This is a genomic window from Bradyrhizobium sp. th-b2 (assembly GCF_000426785.1).
Lineage (GTDB): Bacteria > Pseudomonadota > Alphaproteobacteria > Rhizobiales > Xanthobacteraceae > Bradyrhizobium > Bradyrhizobium septentrionale.
The window spans coordinates 25,099-40,987 of sequence record NZ_AUGA01000004.1 but is presented as its reverse complement, the minus strand read 5'-3'; the positions used below and the strand labels follow the sequence as shown (position 1 = coordinate 40,987).

General features: G+C 63.4%; 12 protein-coding genes. 10 read left to right on the top strand and 2 right to left on the bottom strand.

Features of this window, described 5'->3' with window-relative positions; all coding sequences use genetic code 11:
- The first annotated feature begins 243 nt into the window (after positions 1 to 243).
- From K359_RS51405 to K359_RS0107480, 10 genes are all read left to right on the top strand, one after another.
- On the top strand, positions 244 to 1,440 hold the full coding sequence (locus K359_RS51405; protein WP_063618915.1) for an efflux RND transporter periplasmic adaptor subunit: 1,197 nt from the start codon (positions 244 to 246) through the stop codon (positions 1,438 to 1,440).
- Positions 1,437 to 4,547 carry a multidrug efflux RND transporter permease subunit gene (locus K359_RS0107520; protein ID WP_029078788.1) on the top strand — a complete coding sequence of 1,037 codons (3,111 nt, stop codon included), beginning with the start codon at positions 1,437 to 1,439 and terminating at the stop codon, positions 4,545 to 4,547. Before K359_RS51405 ends, K359_RS0107520 begins: the two co-directional genes overlap by 4 nt.
- A 139-nt stretch (positions 4,548 to 4,686) precedes the next feature.
- The gene (locus K359_RS0107515; RefSeq protein WP_029078787.1) at positions 4,687 to 5,445 is read left to right on the top strand and encodes a substrate-binding domain-containing protein; all 759 of its coding nucleotides are present in this window, start codon (positions 4,687 to 4,689) and stop codon (positions 5,443 to 5,445) included.
- An 81-nt stretch (positions 5,446 to 5,526) separates the two neighbouring features.
- Positions 5,527 to 6,321: a dienelactone hydrolase family protein gene (locus K359_RS0107510; protein ID WP_029078786.1), complete on the top strand. Its 795-nt coding sequence runs from the start codon at positions 5,527 to 5,529 to the stop codon at positions 6,319 to 6,321.
- Positions 6,322 to 6,548: 227 nt separating this feature from the next.
- Positions 6,549 to 7,859, top strand: a complete 1,311-nt coding sequence (locus K359_RS0107505; RefSeq protein WP_029078785.1) for an ABC transporter substrate-binding protein — start codon at positions 6,549 to 6,551, stop codon at positions 7,857 to 7,859.
- 22 nt (positions 7,860 to 7,881) lie between these two features.
- Positions 7,882 to 8,655, top strand: coding sequence for an ABC transporter ATP-binding protein (locus K359_RS0107500; protein ID WP_029078784.1), 774 nt, complete (start codon positions 7,882 to 7,884; stop codon positions 8,653 to 8,655).
- A 5-nt stretch (positions 8,656 to 8,660) separates the two neighbouring features.
- Complete coding sequence (locus K359_RS0107495) at positions 8,661 to 9,365, top strand: ABC transporter ATP-binding protein (protein ID WP_029078783.1); 705 nt, start codon at positions 8,661 to 8,663, stop codon at positions 9,363 to 9,365.
- 164 nt (positions 9,366 to 9,529) lie between these two features.
- Positions 9,530 to 10,411 (top strand): branched-chain amino acid ABC transporter permease, encoded by an 882-nt coding sequence (locus K359_RS0107490; RefSeq protein ID WP_029078782.1) that lies wholly within the window; start codon positions 9,530 to 9,532, stop codon positions 10,409 to 10,411.
- The gene (locus K359_RS0107485) at positions 10,408 to 11,418 is read left to right on the top strand and encodes a branched-chain amino acid ABC transporter permease (RefSeq protein ID WP_029078781.1); all 1,011 of its coding nucleotides are present in this window, start codon (positions 10,408 to 10,410) and stop codon (positions 11,416 to 11,418) included. Before K359_RS0107490 ends, K359_RS0107485 begins: the two co-directional genes overlap by 4 nt.
- Positions 11,384 to 12,328, top strand: coding sequence for a polyphosphate kinase 2 family protein (locus K359_RS0107480; protein WP_029078780.1), 945 nt, complete (start codon positions 11,384 to 11,386; stop codon positions 12,326 to 12,328). The genes K359_RS0107485 and K359_RS0107480 overlap by 35 nt, the downstream gene beginning before the upstream one ends.
- 311 nt (positions 12,329 to 12,639) lie before the next feature.
- Here the strand turns inward: K359_RS0107480 and K359_RS57150 are convergent, their stop codons facing one another.
- Both K359_RS57150 and K359_RS63200 read right to left on the bottom strand, forming a co-directional pair.
- The gene (locus tag K359_RS57150; protein WP_198031127.1) at positions 12,640 to 14,925 is read right to left on the bottom strand and encodes a hypothetical protein; all 2,286 of its coding nucleotides are present in this window, start codon (positions 14,923 to 14,925) and stop codon (positions 12,640 to 12,642) included.
- Between the two features lie 715 nt (positions 14,926 to 15,640).
- Positions 15,641 to 15,886 carry a hypothetical protein gene (locus K359_RS63200; RefSeq protein WP_198031126.1) on the bottom strand — a complete coding sequence of 82 codons (246 nt, stop codon included), beginning with the start codon at positions 15,884 to 15,886 and terminating at the stop codon, positions 15,641 to 15,643.
- Positions 15,887 to 15,889 lie beyond the last annotated feature (3 nt).

Below are 15,889 nucleotides of genomic sequence, written 5' to 3'. Positions count from 1 at the left end.
TTCAACTCGGTGCCGAACCCCCGCTAACGCCACGGGTCGTCATCGCCTCCTCGCCGTCCGACTGCCACAGGGTGTCGGCGGCCTTCAAGATCCTGTGAGCCAAGCCCCCTGATCGGCGTTTTGCGGCATCAGCCTTGCTTTTACGCCGTATAAGTTATACGTCGTATAAATAATAATCCGGTTCCCAAGGAAGCGCCAGCGGAGGGATGAGCAAGTCAGCCCCTTCCATGACAGGACAACACGATGAACGTTCCTAGATTATGGATTGCGGGCCTGTCTGCAGCCGCGCTTGCGGTGTCAGGCACTTATCTGTGGCGCGAAGGCATTCCGTCCAGCGCCATGAAGCCAGCCGCGAATCCCGCGCTTGCCCGGCCCGTGCCGGTGACGACCGGTGTGGTGAAGGATCAGGAGTTCGCGATTTCGCGCGTGGGACTAGGCACGGTCCAGGCCTACAACACCGTGACCGTGAAAGTGCGCGTCGATGGCGAGGTGCAAAGGATCGCCTTTCGTGAAGGCCAGGATGTACAGGTCGGCGACCTGATAGCGCAGATCGATCCGCGCCCTTATGAGGCGCAACTGCATCAAGCCGAGGCCGATAAGGCGCGCGACGAAGCGCTGCTCGCCAATGCCAGGCGTGATCTGGAGCGTTACAGCAAGCTCGTGGTCAAGGAGTTCGCCACCCGCCAGAGCGTCGATACCCAGGAGGCGCTGGTCGCACAGTATCAAGCTGCGATCGCGCATGATCAGGCGGTGATTGACAATGCGCGCCTGCAGCTGGGGTATACAACGATCGTCTCGCCGCTCGCCGGCCGCACCGGCATCCGCCTGATCGATCAGGGCAACATTGTCCATGCCTCCGATCCGGGCGGACTTGTCGTCGTCACACAAGTGGCGCCGATCGGCGTGATCTTCACCTTGCCGCAGAAATATCTCCCGGAGATCGTCAATGCGATGCGGGGCGGCGCGCTTGTCGTATCGGCCTATGATCAGGACGACCGCATCAAGCTTGCCGAAGGCCGTCTCGAACTGATCGACAACCAGATTGATCAAGGCACCGGCTCGATCCGGCTCAAGGCGATCTTTCAAAATCTCGACGGGCGGCTTTGGCCCGGCCAATTCGTCAGCGCCCGCCTGCTGCTCGGCGTCCGCCGCGGGCCGGTCGTGCCGGAATCCGCGCTGCAATCGGGACCTAACGGCAGCTACGCCTTCGTCGTCCGGCCGGATTCCACGGTCGAGAACCACCCCGTGCGGATCGCCGCCAGCAGCAACGGCGAGGCGCTGATCGAGAGCGGCCTCGCTGCCCATGAAACCGTCGTCGTCGACGGCCACTACAAGCTCCGGCCCGGCGCACGCGTCGTGACCGCGGCCGCGCCGGTAGCTCCCGCGCGGGAACGCGCCGCGTCCACGGCCCAAGGTCGGGAACAAGGCGGCGCGCGATGAATATTTCCGAACCCTTTATCCGACGTCCGATCGCAACTGCGCTGGCGATGTCGGGTCTCGCAATGGTCGGCCTCGTCGCCTATTTGCTGTTGCCGGTCGCGCCACTGCCGCAGGTCGACTTTCCCACCATTCAAGTGACGGCCCAGTTGCCGGGCACGAGCCCGGAGACGATGGCCTCCTCGGTGGCAAGCCCGCTGGAGCGGCAGCTGGCGCAGATGTCGGGCGTAGCCCAGCTCACCTCCGTGAGCGGCATTGGAATATCGGTGATCTCGATCCAGTTCGACCTTGCCCGCAACATCGACGCCGCCGGGCAGGACGTGCAGGCCGCGATCAACGCCGCCGGCGGGCAGTTGCCGAAGAATTTGCCGTCACCGCCGACCTATCGGAAGACCAATCCGTCGGACCCGCCGGTGATGGTACTGGCGATGACCTCGGACACGCTGCCGATGACGACGGTCAGCGACCTTGCCGACAACATCTTCGCGCAGCAACTTTCTCAGGTCGACGGGGTCGCTGCCGTGCTGATCGCCGGCGCACAAAAGCCCGCCGTGCGCGTCGAAGCCAACCCGCTCGAACTCGCTGGCCGCGGCCTGAGCCTCGAGGATCTGCGGTCGGCGATCGCGACCGCCACGCTCAACGCGCCCAAGGGCACGCTGAACGGCCAGCGCCAAGGCTTTACGCTTGAGAACAACGATCAGTTGTTCAATGCTGCGGGCTACCGGCCGGTCATCGTAGCCTGGCGCAACGGCTCGCCAGTCCGGCTCGGCGACGTCAGCACCGTGGTGGATGGCGCCGAAAATATTCGCGGGTCCGGCACCTTTAATGGACAACCGTCGGCCATTCTCATCATTCAGCGGCAACCCGGCGCCAACGTCATCGACACCGTCCAGCACATCAAGGCGGCGTTGCCGCGACTGAAGGCTTCGCTCCCGTCGGCCGTCGACGTCCATATCGTTACCGACCGCACCCAGACCATCCGCGCCTCGGTCGAGGAGGTTCAGTTCACGCTGATGCTGACCATCGCGCTGGTGGTGATGGTGATCTTTCTATTCCTGCGCAACGCCTGGGCCACCCTGATCCCCGGCATCACCGTTCCGCTGTCGCTGGTCGGCACATTCGCGGTGATGTATGTCCTCGGCTACAGCCTCGACAACCTTTCACTGATGGCGTTGACGATCGCGACAGGATTCGTCGTCGACGACGCGATCGTGATGGTTGAGAATGTGGCGCGCTACCTGGAACAGGGCTACTCACCGCTTGCGGCGGCGCTGAAGGGTTCGCGCGAAATCGGCTTCACCATCATCTCGATGAGCCTGTCGCTGATCGCGGTGTTCATTCCGGTATTGCTGATGGGCGGCATCATCGGGCGGCTGTTCCGCGAATTTGCCGTCACGGTGAGCGTGGCGATCCTGGTGTCGACCGTCATCTCGCTGACGCTGACGCCGATGATGTGTGCGCAACTGTTACAGGACGAAAAGGGCAAGCGGCACGGCCGGCTTTACGCTTTCAGCGAGAAGTTCTTCGATGGCATGCTCGCGGTTTACGAATCCGGCCTGCGCTGGGTGCTGCGTCACCGGCGGCTCACGCTGACTGCGACCATCGCGACCATCATCCTGACCGGCTATCTCTATGTCCTGATTCCGAAGGGCTTCTTTCCGCAGCAGGACACCGGATTCATCGTCGCCGTATCGGAATCCTCGCAGGACGTTTCCTATCCAGCCATGCTGGAGCGGCAGTCGCAGCTGGAGCGTATTCTAATGGCTGATCCCGGTATCGACGGCGTGATGTCCGCGGTCGGCGTCGGCGGCGTCAACCAGACCATGAATAACGGCCGCATGTTCATCAATCTCAAGCCGCGCAACCAGCGCGATGCCAGCGCGAGCCAGATCATCGACCGGCTGCGGCCGAAGCTTGCCGCCGTGCAGGGTGTTGCGCTGTTCATGCAGGCGTCGCAGGACATCAATGTCGGCGGGCGCGCGAGCCGCACGCAGTATCAACTCACGCTCCAGGACAGCGATCTCGACGAGCTCGATCACTGGGCGCCGATCCTGCTTCGCACCTTGCAGGGAATTTCGTTGCTGCGCGACGTCGCGACCGACCAGCAGATCGCCGGTCCGACCCTGCGGCTCGAGATCAATCGAGATACGGCATCACGGCTCGGCGTTGCCACGCAGGCGATCGACGACACGCTCTACGATGCGTTCGGACAGCGCAAGGTCGCGCAATTCTTCACGCAGCAAAACAGCTATTGGGTGATCCTGGAGGTCGATCCGCAATTCCAGCTCGATCCTGGCGCGCTCGATCTGATCTACGTGCCGTCCAGCAGCGGGCGGCAGGTGCCGCTGAGCGCGCTGGTCGAACAAAAGCGCACGGTGCGGTCGCTATCGGTCAGCCATCAGAGCCAGTTCCCCGCGATCACGCTGTCGTTCAACCTGGCTGCGGGCACAGCACTCGGACAGGCCGTCGAGGCGATCGAGAAGGCAAAGCACGACCTCAACGTCCCGGCCACCCTGATCACCACCTTCCAGGGCAATGCCCAGGCCTTTCAGGACTCGCTCAAGACCCAGCCTCTCCTGATCCTCGCGGCGCTGATCGCGGTTTATATCATCTTGGGTGCGCTCTATGAGAGCCTGATCCATCCAATCACGATCCTTTCGACGATCCCTTCGGCTGGCGTCGGCGCGCTTCTCGTCCTGATGGCGTTCAACCTCGAGCTCAGCGTCATCGCGCTGATCGGCATCATCCTGTTGATCGGCATCGTCAAGAAGAACGCCATCATGATGATCGATTTTGCAATTCATGCCGAGCAGACCGAGGCTATGGATCCGGAGGAGGCGATCTTCCAGGCGGCGTTAAAGCGCTTCCGCCCGATCATGATGACGACGTTCGCGGCGCTGCTCGGCGCCCTGCCGCTTGCGCTCGGGCACGGGACCGGCGCGGAGATCCGCCAGCCGCTCGGATATGCGATCGTCGGCGGCCTGCTGGTGTCGCAATTCCTCACGCTCTACACGACGCCGGTGGTCTACCTCGCGCTGCACCGCTTCAGCCGCCGCCGAGCCCGCACGGTCGCTCCGCGCCCGGTCGAAGCGGCGATCGCGGCTGAGTGAAAATGCTTGGCGCGTCTGGTAACCGTGCCAAACCGGGATCGGTTGGAGCCAGTCGCCGTGAGAACCAACTGGCTGAACCAACTGGCTTGTCGGCTAGTCCGGTAATGCTAGTTTCACCTCAGTAAGCAAGGAAGATGCAATGATCGAGCAACCCACCGCTGCCGCGGCATCGGCGCCGGCAATCTCCGACACCCCCGCAACGATCAAGGTCATCATTTCGGGCGGTTTCGCCGCGGTCTACCGGGAAGTCCTGCCTGAATTCGAGCGAAGCACCGGCATCAGGGTGGAAACCGGATCTGGCGCGTCGGAGGGCATCGGTCCGAAAACGATCAGGCATCAGCTTGCCAACGGCATCAAAGCGGACGTGGTGATCCTGTCGCGAGAGGGACTTCGAAAGCTCAACGAAGACGGACGGATTCGTGCGAGATCCGAAGCCGGATTGGCGACGGCGCCTCTGGCCGCCGCGGTTCGGGCAGGCTCGCCGAAGCCGGATATCGGCAATGCTATCGCGCTCAGGAAAGCCTTGATCGACGCGGGCCAAATCGTGGCGCCAAGCAGCACGAGCGGACAGTATTTCCGCGACAAGGTTTTCCCAAAGCTGAACATGCCGGACTCGGTCAGGCTCACCCTCGAGGCGCGTGGCACTGAGGCGGCCGAAGCGCTCAGGGCAGGCAAGGCAAATCTCTCGATCGGCCCGACCAGCGAACTGGTTCAAGAGCACGGCATTGAACTGGTTGGTCTGCTGCCGCCAGATCTCCAGCTTGTCCAAACCTTCACAGCCGCTGTGGTCAGCGACTCCAAGGCGCCGGAAGCAGCCAGGCGCCTGATCGATTTTCTGTCCTCGGACACCGAAATTTTACTCGCGGCAATCAAGCGGGCCGGCATGGAGCGGCCCTAGCGAGCACCGCTGTTCAAAGCCTAGCGCAGGAATCGTTGGCATGCCAATGTAGTGTTGTGCCAAACCCGCAGGAGGTCAAACATGCGAACAAGCATAATGGGAGCACTTTGCGCCATCGCAATGGTCGCGAGCGCACACGCTGCCGTGAAGGAAGAGCCGGTCACCTACACGGACGGCGAGACCACGATGAAGGGCTTTGTCGTCTATGACGACGCCACCCAGGCCAAGCGGCCCGGCATCGTCATGGTGCACGAATGGTGGGGCATCACCCCGCATATCCATACTGAGGCGCGGAAGTTCGCGGAGCAGGGCTACACGGCCTTCATCGCGGACATGTACGGCGACGCCAAGACCGCCGACAACCCGAAGGACGCCGGCGCGCTCTCTGGCTCGGTGATGAAGAACCCGAAGGTGATGGAGCAGCGGTTCAACGCCGCGCGCGAGCAGCTCGCCAAGCAGGCCTCGGTCAATCCGCAGCGGATCGGCGCCGTCGGTTACTGCTTCGGCGGCGCGGTGGTGCTGAACATGGCGCGTGCCGGTGCCGATCTCGCCGCCGTTGCGGGCTTTCACGCTACACTTGGTCTCAACACGCCCGCGCCGGCGCCGGGAGCCGTCAAGGCGAAAATCCTGATTCTGAACGGCGCCGACGACCCGTTCGTGAAGCTTGAGCAGTACGATGCTCTGAAGAAGGATTTCGACGCAGCGAAGGCCGATTACCGCATCATCGAGTATCCCGGCGCCGTGCACGCGTTCACCAACCCGGAAGCCACCGAGCTCGGCAAGAAGTTCAATTTGCCGCTCAGATACGATGCCAAGGCCGATCAGGAATCGAAGGCCGAAGCCGCCAAGCTGTTCGCCGCAAGCCTGCAAAAGTGAACCAGAAGGCCACCCACAGGGTGGCCTTTTTTGATTTGAGGGCAAAGCGGCCGCGGGTAGGATGAGCACCCGCGCCGGCGCCGCGCGTCCGCGATGCTCCGCCGAAAGTTTACGCAGGCCTGCGCCGTGCGGACGCAGCCATCGCGCTTGACATCATCGGCCGCTCCCCCTGTGATAGGGCGGCACGACAACAAAAAATGCAGTGCACAATCTCTGGGGAGGGATTCATGCCGGTCAGGAGGGCTGCCCGCTGGCTCGCGGGTCTGTCTGTTGCGATTGCGGCGCTCGGCGTGGCCAATGCGGCGCATGCGCAGGACAAGAAGATCAAGATCGGCGTGATCTTCGATCTGACCGGCCCGCTCGCCGGCGGCGGCTCCGAGCTGCAATATACCGGCGTCAAGATCATGCTCGACCACTACGTCAAGACCGGCGTCGAGGGCTACAAGGTCGAGGCGGTCTACGCCGACGCGCAGAGCAAGCCCGACATCGCCATCAACGAGGCCGTCCGCCTGCTCGAGCAGGAGAAGGTCGACCTGGTGATGGGCTTCTTCTCCTCGGCGCAATGCGTGCCGGTCTCGGCCCGGGTCGAGCAGATGAAGAGATTCATGTGGATCACGACCTGCATCTCCTCAGGCGTGTTCGACGGCAAGAACTACAAATACGTGTTCCGTCCGCAGGCCGCCGGCAACCAGTACGGCATGATGACGACCGACTTCATCGCGCAATATTCGATGTCCAAGTTCGGCAAGGAGCCGAAGGACCTCCGCGTCGCGATCATCCACGAGGACGGCGCCTATGGCGTCGACGTCGCCAAGGGCAACGAGGCCGGCGCGAAGAAGGCCGGTTTCAATATCGTGCTCAAGGAGGGCTATTCGGCGACCGCGCCCGACCTGTCGGCGCTGGTCACGAAGCTGAAGCGCGCCAAGCCCGACGTGATCTTCCACACCGGCTACAATCCGGACATCACCCTGTTATTCCGTCAGGCGCGCGAGCAGGGGCTGAAATTCGGCGCCATCGTCGGCCATGGCGCGGGCTATGGCGTCTATGAGAAGCTGAAGGAAGGCCTCGGCGCCGACGCCAACTATCTCTTCAACACCGACCCGATCTCGATCTGGCTCGCCAACCAGAAGGGCATGGATCCCAAGCTCCCGCCGGTCATCAAGATGGTCGGCGAGGAATTCGACAAGCTCAGGCCGGGCGTACCGATCCGCTCCGCCCATGTCGGCATCGGCGCATCCAACGCCTATGTGTTCTTCGACGACGTGCTGCCGCGCGCAATCAAGAAATATGGCGGCGTCGATCCGGACGCGCTGCGCAAGGCCGCGCTCGACACCGACATTCCCGAGGGCGGCACCATGCTCGGCTACGGCGTGAAATTCTTCGGCGAGGGCGAGCAGTTCGCCGGGCAGAACGAACGCTCGTTCCCGGTGGTGCTGCAATATATCGACGACAAATCCTATGTGGTGTGGCCGAAGAGCCAGATGCAGCGTGAGACCGAGCTGCCGCTGCCGGCCGGTACCACCTACAGCTACAAATAGTTCGCTCGCGAAAGGGACCGCCGTGCTCGCCGTCGAAGGCCTGGTCAAGCGGTTTGGCGGCTTTTGCGCCGTCAACAGCGTCTCGTTCCGCGTCGCGCAGGGCGAGATCCTCGGCCTGATCGGCCCGAACGGCTCAGGCAAGAGCACGATCTTCAACATGCTGTCGGGCACCTTGCCGCCGACCGAGGGCTCGATCCTGTTCGACGGCCGCGAGATCGCGGGGCTGGCCCCGCATCGCATCATCGTCGGCGGCATCGGCCGCACCTTCCAGATCCCGCGGCCGTTCCATCGCCTCAGCATTTTCGAGAATGTCGTGCTTGCCGGCTTCTACGGCCAGGGCCGTCACAGCCGCGCCAAGGCCGAGGAGGCGGCCGAACGCGCACTGGCGATGGTTGGGCTACCGACCGATCGCCACAGCAGCGTCGAGGGCTTAGGCGCTGCCGGATTGAAGAAGCTCGAACTGGCAAAAGCGCTCGCCACAGGCCCGAAACTCCTGCTCGCGGATGAAAGCCTCGGCGGACTCGACGAGACCGAGATGGACGCGGCCGCCGACATGCTGCGCCGGATCCGCGACGAGCTCGGCATCACCATCATCTGGGTCGAGCACATCATGGGCGTGTTGATGCGCGTGGTCGATCGCGTGATGGTGCTTGATCACGGCGAGAAGATCGCCGAAGGGCTGCCGGCCGATGTCGCCGGCAATCCGCGCGTGATCGAGGTCTATCTCGGCACCGATGCCGACGCGAGCCTGGCTGCCGCCGTCGCCGAGCAGGCGCGCCGCCGGATCGGGGCGTGAGCGGCATGCTGGAACTGAAATCGATCGATGCAGGTTATGGCAGCTTCCAGGCGCTGTTCGACGTCAGCCTCGACGTCCGGGCGGGCGAGGCGGTCGGCGTGATCGGCCCGAACGGCGCCGGCAAGACCACCCTGATGCGCGTGATCTCCGGATTGATCCGTCCGATCAAAGGCACCATCGCGATGGAAGGCACCGACGTCGTCGCGACGCCGCCGCATCGCATCGTCAGCCTCGGGATCGCGCATGTGCCGGAAAATCGTCGGCTGTTTCCGCGGCTCACGGTATCAGACAATCTGAAGATGGGCGCCTACATGCCGGGCGCCCGCGCGCATTACGCCGAGCGGCTCGACTTCGTGTTCGAGCTGTTTCCGCGCATGAAGGAGCGGCAGCACCAGATGGCCGGCACCATGTCGGGCGGCGAGCAGCAGATGTGCGCGATCGGCCGCGCGCTGATGTCGAATCCGAAGCTGCTGCTGCTCGACGAGCCGTCGGCCGGGCTCGCGCCGGTCGTGGTGCAGCAGGTGTTCGAGCTGGTCAAGCGCATCCGCGCCAGCGGGCTGACGGTGTTGATCGTCGAGCAGAACGTGCAGCAGGTGCTGCGCGTCGTCGACCGCGCCTATCTGCTGGAAGCCGGCAGCATCCGCGCCGCCGGCACAGCGGCGGAGCTCGCAGCGAGCGACACCATCAAGCAGGCGTATCTCGGGGTATAGGGGATGATTGCATTCACTCGATCGGCGTTCTCCCTCTCCCGCTTGCGGGGGAGGGCCGGGGTGGGGGTCTCTCCACGAGTCGTATCGCGGAGGGAGCCCCCACCCGGCGCGCTCTCGCGCGCCGACCTCCCCTGCAAGCGGGAGAGGTAAGAAAGACAGCAGCCATGCAATCCTTCCTCGACATCTTCGACATCTACCTGCTGGAAGCCGTGATCAACGGCATCCTGCTTGGCGGCGTGCTGGCGCTGCTGGCGCTTGGGCTCAACCTGATCTTCGGCGTCATCGACGTCACCTGGATCTGCTACGCCGAGCTCGTGATGATCGGCATGTACGGCATGTACTATCTCGTGCAGTATTATCATTTGCCGTACTGGGCGGCGGCGCCGCTCGTCATCCTGCTGGTGGCGTTGTTGGGGGCCGCGCTGCATTTCCTGGTCATCGCGCCCTTGCTGACCGCGCCGCCGATCAACCAGCTGCTCGCCACCGGCGGCGTGCTGTTCATCCTGCAAAGCTTTGCCACCGTCGCCTTCGGCATCGACTTCCGCAATCTCGGCATCCGCCTGCCGGTGCTTGCGCTCGGCGAGATGAATTTCAGTTACGCACGACTATTGTCGTTCGGCGCGGCGCTGGTCGGCATGATCGGCGTCTATCTGTTCCTGACCCGCACCTTCACCGGCACCGCGATCCGCGCCATCGCGCAGGACCGCCAGATCATGCCGCTGATGGGCGTCGATCCCAGGCGGATCTATCTCGTCACCTCGGCGATCGGCGGCGGGCTCGCCGGCCTCGCCGCCTGCCTCCTGGTGCTGCAATATGACGTGCATCCGTTCGTCGGCCTGTCGTTCGGGCCGATCACCTTCCTGATCTGCGTGCTCGGCGGGCTCGGCAATTTCATCGGCGGCTTCATCGCCGCCTTCGTGTTCGCCGAGATCATCTCGCTCGGCGGCCTGTTCTCCGATCTCGAATGGGGCTACGTGCTTGCTTTCGCCTTCTTCATCGTCATGATGTTCATCCGGCCCGCGGGCCTGTTGGCGAGGCGCTCGTGAACAGCAAGCTCGCCTTCTGGGTCGTCGCGCTGATTGCGCTGGTCGCGTTGCCCTTCGTGCACCGCGATCCCTATCATCTGCACGTGCTGGTGCTGATCCTGATCTGGTCGTTCGCCTACACTTCATGGTCGATCATGGGCCGCTTCGGCCTGGTCTCGCTCGGCCATGGCGGTTTCATGGGCATCGGCGCCTATGTCACCGCGCTGCTTTGGAACCACCTCGGCGTCTCGCCCTGGATCGGCATTCCCCTGAGCATGGCAACCGCGGGCGTGCTCGCGCTGATCGTGGCCTATCCCTGCTTCCGCTTCCGCATCACCGGGCATTATTTCGTGCTGGTGACCCTGGCGCTGTCGGGCATCGTGCTCCAGGTCATCACCGCGACCCGCGACTATACCGGCGGTTCGCTCGGCTATACGCCGCAGCGCGCGCCGAGCGGCAAGGGCCTGTTCGCGCTGCAGTTCGACGACAAGATCACCTGGTATCTGATCGCGCTCGCGGTCTGGGTTCTGGGCCTCGTGATCTGGCGCGCGATCGACCGCAGCATGATCCGCCACGCCATGGAGGCGATCTCGGAGGATGAAGACGCCGCCGCCGCGGCCGGCGTCAACGTCACCGCGGAGAAGCTCAAGATCACCCTGATCAGCGCACTGATGACCGCGCTCGCCGGCGCGCTCTATTGCCAGTACCAGATGTTCATCTCGCCCGACACGGTGAGCGGCATCGCAGTCTCCCTGCAGATGGTGTTTGCGGCGATCGTCGGCGGCGTCTATGTCGCGCTGGGGCCCACGGTCGGCGCCGTTATCACCATCGTGCTGGCCGAGGTGCTGCGCATCGGCTTCGGCACCAAGGCGGTCGGCTGGGACAATCTGGTCTATGGCGTGCTGCTGGTGCTTTTCATCATCTTCCTGCCCAAGGGCATTCTTGGTAGCGTGATCGACCTGGTCAAATCGCCACGCAAGCCGTCGAGAGGTCATGAGCAACAAATCGCCCCCATCGCTCGCCGATGAACTGAAACCCTACGTCGCACCGTTCCGCTTCGACGGTTCGAGCGAGTTTCATCTCAAATCTTACCCGACCGCCGAGAAGGGCGGCATCGACAAGGATGCCGGCGGCAAGATCATCGAGGCCAACCGCAAGCGGCTGAACGACTACCAGGAGAAGCTCTACGCCCAGGACCGCTGGTCGTTGCTGCTGATCTTCCAGGGCATGGACGCCGCCGGCAAGGATTCGGCGATCAAGAGTGTGTTCGAGGGCGTCAACCCGCAGGGCTGCGAGGTCTCCTCCTTCAAGCAGCCGTCGACCAGGGAGCTCGACCACGACTTCATGTGGCGCGCCATGATCGCGCTGCCGGAGCGCGGCCGCATCGGCATCTTCAACCGCTCCTACTACGAGGAGTGTCTCGTGGTGCGGGTGCACGCCGACGTGCTCGCCAAGCAGAAGATTCCGAAGCGCCTCGTCACCAAGAACATCTGGCGCGAGCGTTTTGAGGACATCGCCGCGATCGAGCGCTATCTGTCGCGCAACGGCACCATGATCCTGAAATTCTTCCTTAACGTCTCCAAGGAGGAGCAGCGTCAGCGCTTCCTCGCCCGGCTCGAGGAGCCGGCCAAGAACTGGAAGTTCTCGATGGCCGACATTTCCGAGCGCGCGCTGTGGGCCAAGTATCAGGCCGCCTATCAGGACATGATCCACCACACCGCGACCAAGGAAGCGCCCTGGCACATCGTGCCCGCCGACCACAAATGGTTCGCCCGCGTCGTGATCGGCTCGACCATCGTCAATGCGCTCGACCGGCTCGAGCTGAAATTCCCCGAGGTCGACAAGGCCGACTTAAGCGAATTCAAGCGCGTCCGCGCCGCGCTGGATGCGGAAGGCAAGGGCGGCGCGGCGGAGAAGAAGGTGGCTGTGAAGAAGTAGCACTGCGAAGAACTAGCGCCGCGTTTTTTCTCGCTCGCGGCCCAACTACGTAATGTGAGCACGCTCGTCAGGCTCCCTCCCCCCTTGCGGGAGAGGGCTGGGGAGAGGGGTGGCCCTGGGCGAGATCGTCGACGTGAGCGCTGTCTTCGCAATTTCGATCGCGCGTCGTCGAGAGACAAATCGAGAGAGTGTGCCGTGTGGCCACCCTCTCCCTAACCCTCCCCCGCAAGGGGGGACGGAACCCTACCGTCAGTGACTCCCTAACGCTCGCACGATGTATCGTGTCAGGTCGTCACGGAGCAGCAGCGTCACTACCCCTTGCGCGACGGCATCCACGCGGACAAGAGATAGAACCCGATCGCCACGATGAGGAGATAACGGAAACCGAGTAGCGTCGAGCAGGACTCGGCGAGGCCGCCGATCACTGATCCCGCGATGTTGGAGCCGAACGCCTGGTCGGGGTTGGCCTCGTCGCGGAAGGTGCGGGCGAAGATCACGCCGGCGAAGAACATCGGGCCGAGCGCCAGCGCGCAGGGGATCACGTAGCGCCAGACGAGGCCGCCGCTCAGGAAGGTGTCGAGCGGCACCAGCACCGCGACCGCCAGCAGCACCAGCAGTCCGGCATAGTGCAGCACCAGCCGGGTCGACGGCACCCTGATCACATAGAGATTGGCGGCGAGGATCAGCACGAGCGCGGTGAAGAACACCGCGGAGTTGACCAGCCAGGTGCTGCCGAACAGCAGCGCCATCTGCACCACCGCCTTGGTTTCCAGCAGCATGAAGGCTGCGCCGAGGAAGAACATCCGGTTGTTGGGCCGCCAGACGCCCTTCGGCTTGAACAGATAGACGAGGCCAAGCCCGAGCACGCCGAGCAGGATCATCGAGCGAACGGTCAGGTCGGGGATCAGCCTGCCGCTGACATAGAGGAACGGCCAGTCGTCGCTGGTCGATTGCCCGGCGCCTGCATTGTCGACCACCAGTTTCGCCGGCGCCAGCGGCACCCAGTCGCCGTGCTTGGCGGCTGACTTGTCTTGCGGCTTATCTTGCGCCTTGACCTGTACCTTGTCCTGCGGCTTGTCGAAGCCGTCAACCGAAAGGTTCTCCGGTGGCAGGCTGTTCAGCCAGAACTGGCCGCGGTCGCGGAACGCGGTGGAGATGCGCGGATTGCAGCCCGCGATGATGGTGGTGAAGCCGACCGCCTCCGACGACGTCAGCGTTTCCTTGTAGGGCAGCGGCAGCACCAGCGGATCGCAGCCGAACACCTGTTTCGCCATCGCTGCGACGCGTTGCACGATCCAGCCCTGGCGGTAGTAATTGTACATCACGAAGATGCCGTCCGGCTTCAGCACGCGGCGGACGTCCTGGAACGCCTGTTCGGTGAACAGATAGCTTTCGAGGCGGATGTTGGCGTATCCGCTGTGGAGGATTAGCGAGTCGACCAGCGCGTAGACCACCAGATCGTATTTGCGTTCGGTGGTGCGCAGGAAATGCCTTCCGTCATCGAGATGCGGCACCACCCGCGGATCCTGATAGGGCTTGTCGGGGTGGTTGTTGATGCCGATGTTCTGGATCACCGGATCGATCTCGACCGCATCGATGCGGTCGACGCCGAAGCGCAAGGCGTGCGCCAGATCGTTGCCGGAGCCAGCGCCGATGATCATGACGTCCTTGAACGGCGCGCCGCCGCTGTGCTTCTGCAGCAGATGGATCAGCGAATAGGACGAGCCACGATCGCTGAACGGCATCATTTCCTGATGGCCGATATTGTTGACGGTGATTTCGCCGCTCGATTTGTTGAGGTCGACGGCGTAGTAGGGCGACCAGCGGTTTTCATGGGTCTCGGAGCGATCGGTGTAGAACCCGATGAAACCCACCACCACGATCAGTGTCGCGAGACGCAGGATCGACAGCGCCTTGTCCTGATAGAGCAGATAGACGATGCCGGCGCAGCTGATGCCGAACCAGACCACCGGCGGCGCCTGCGCGAACGACAGCAGCGAGAACCCGACGATGCCAGCGAGGCTGCCGCCGATGTTCAGCGAATAACCGGCGACCCGGTTGGGGTAGGCGTCGAAGGCGCGGCCAAGCGCCTGGCCGGGGCCGACGAACATCAGCGCTATCAGCACGAAGAACAGTCCGGCGATCGCCTCGATCGGCACGACGAATTGGGCGAGATCGGGGTTGCGATACTCGGTGCCGAAAAACACCTCCTGCGGCGAAGCCTGATTGCCGACGTCGACCGCGAGCCCGCCCCAGTAGGAATACAGCAGCATGATCGCGACCACGGTGGCGAAGGTGACGAAGGCGAGCCCCGGAAACAGCGCTAGCCAGTTGGTGCTGCGCCGCGCGGCGAGGCAGCCGCAGGACATGCCGAGGAACGCCGCGAGCAGCACGATGTTGGTGAAGAACTGCAGGAAGACGACCTTGGCCGAGAACCAGCGGATGCAGGCCAGCTCGAGGAACAGGATCAGGAATCCGACGAGAAAGAGATTGAAGCCGACCTGTCGCTGATTGAGCCCTTCTCGCTGGTTTAGCTGTTCTCGCTGGTTGAACTCTTCTCGCTGGTCGAGCCCTTCGGCCAATTTCGTCGCGGGCATCATATCTCCTTAACCAAAAAGTCTTCGCCTGGATCGCCGGCAAAAGCGCCGCGGCTACCAGGTGGTCGTCTCGTCGGCCATGAAATGAGTCCGCTCGGGTCGCCGCCCGCAGACTAGGTGCAACCAGTTGAACAAAGATTGATTGTGCCGGCGGCGTAGGTGGCGTGGGTGGCGCCTGATGATGTCGCTTATGGTGTCATGGTGTACGTCAGGTTTCGTTGCGCTTGTCCCGGCACGGGTGCGAGCGCGCGCTGCGCCTAACGCAGCCGACGATGCGATGACCGGCGTGACAACGTCGGAAGGCGATGGGTTTCGCTTCGCTCTACCCATTCTACGATTCTACGATTCACGGCGTCGATCTCGTGAGGTGAGCAGACTGGTCGGGCTCCCTCCCCCCTTGCGGGGGAGGGTGGGGAGAGGGGTGGCCCCGGGGGCGAGATGATCAAGTAGGGCCGCCGTTCTCACAATCTCGATCGCATCGTGATGATCCAGGCAGAAGATGGAGAGAGCACGTCGTGTGGCCACCCCTCTCCCTAACCCTCCCCGCAAGGGGGGAGGGAATCCTACCGCCGGTGCATCCCTCACGTGTGCAGCGTCCACGAGCGAACCCGCCGCCCCGCCTTTAGGTCAACCCCTCTGACCATCTTTACCCATTGCGGCGGCTTGCCATAATCGTCTAGAACGACGGCGCGTAAGCGCTCCCGGCAACCAACCGTCAACGGTTTTGCCCGAGGATTTTGGCGCTCGACAGGGTCTGGCAATGCTGATTCGCGGCCAAATCGATGGGATTTCGGGGGAGGTGGCGCAGGCTACCGCCACGATCCCGGCCGCGCGGCCCACCCTGCTTATTGGCGGCCTGCTTCTTACCTGCCCCTGAGGGCCGGCTGGGCGTTTGCGCCTGGGCACTCAGGGGTTTGTACGAGATCACCGGACCCTGATATTCGCCCAGGTAATCGCTCAAGCA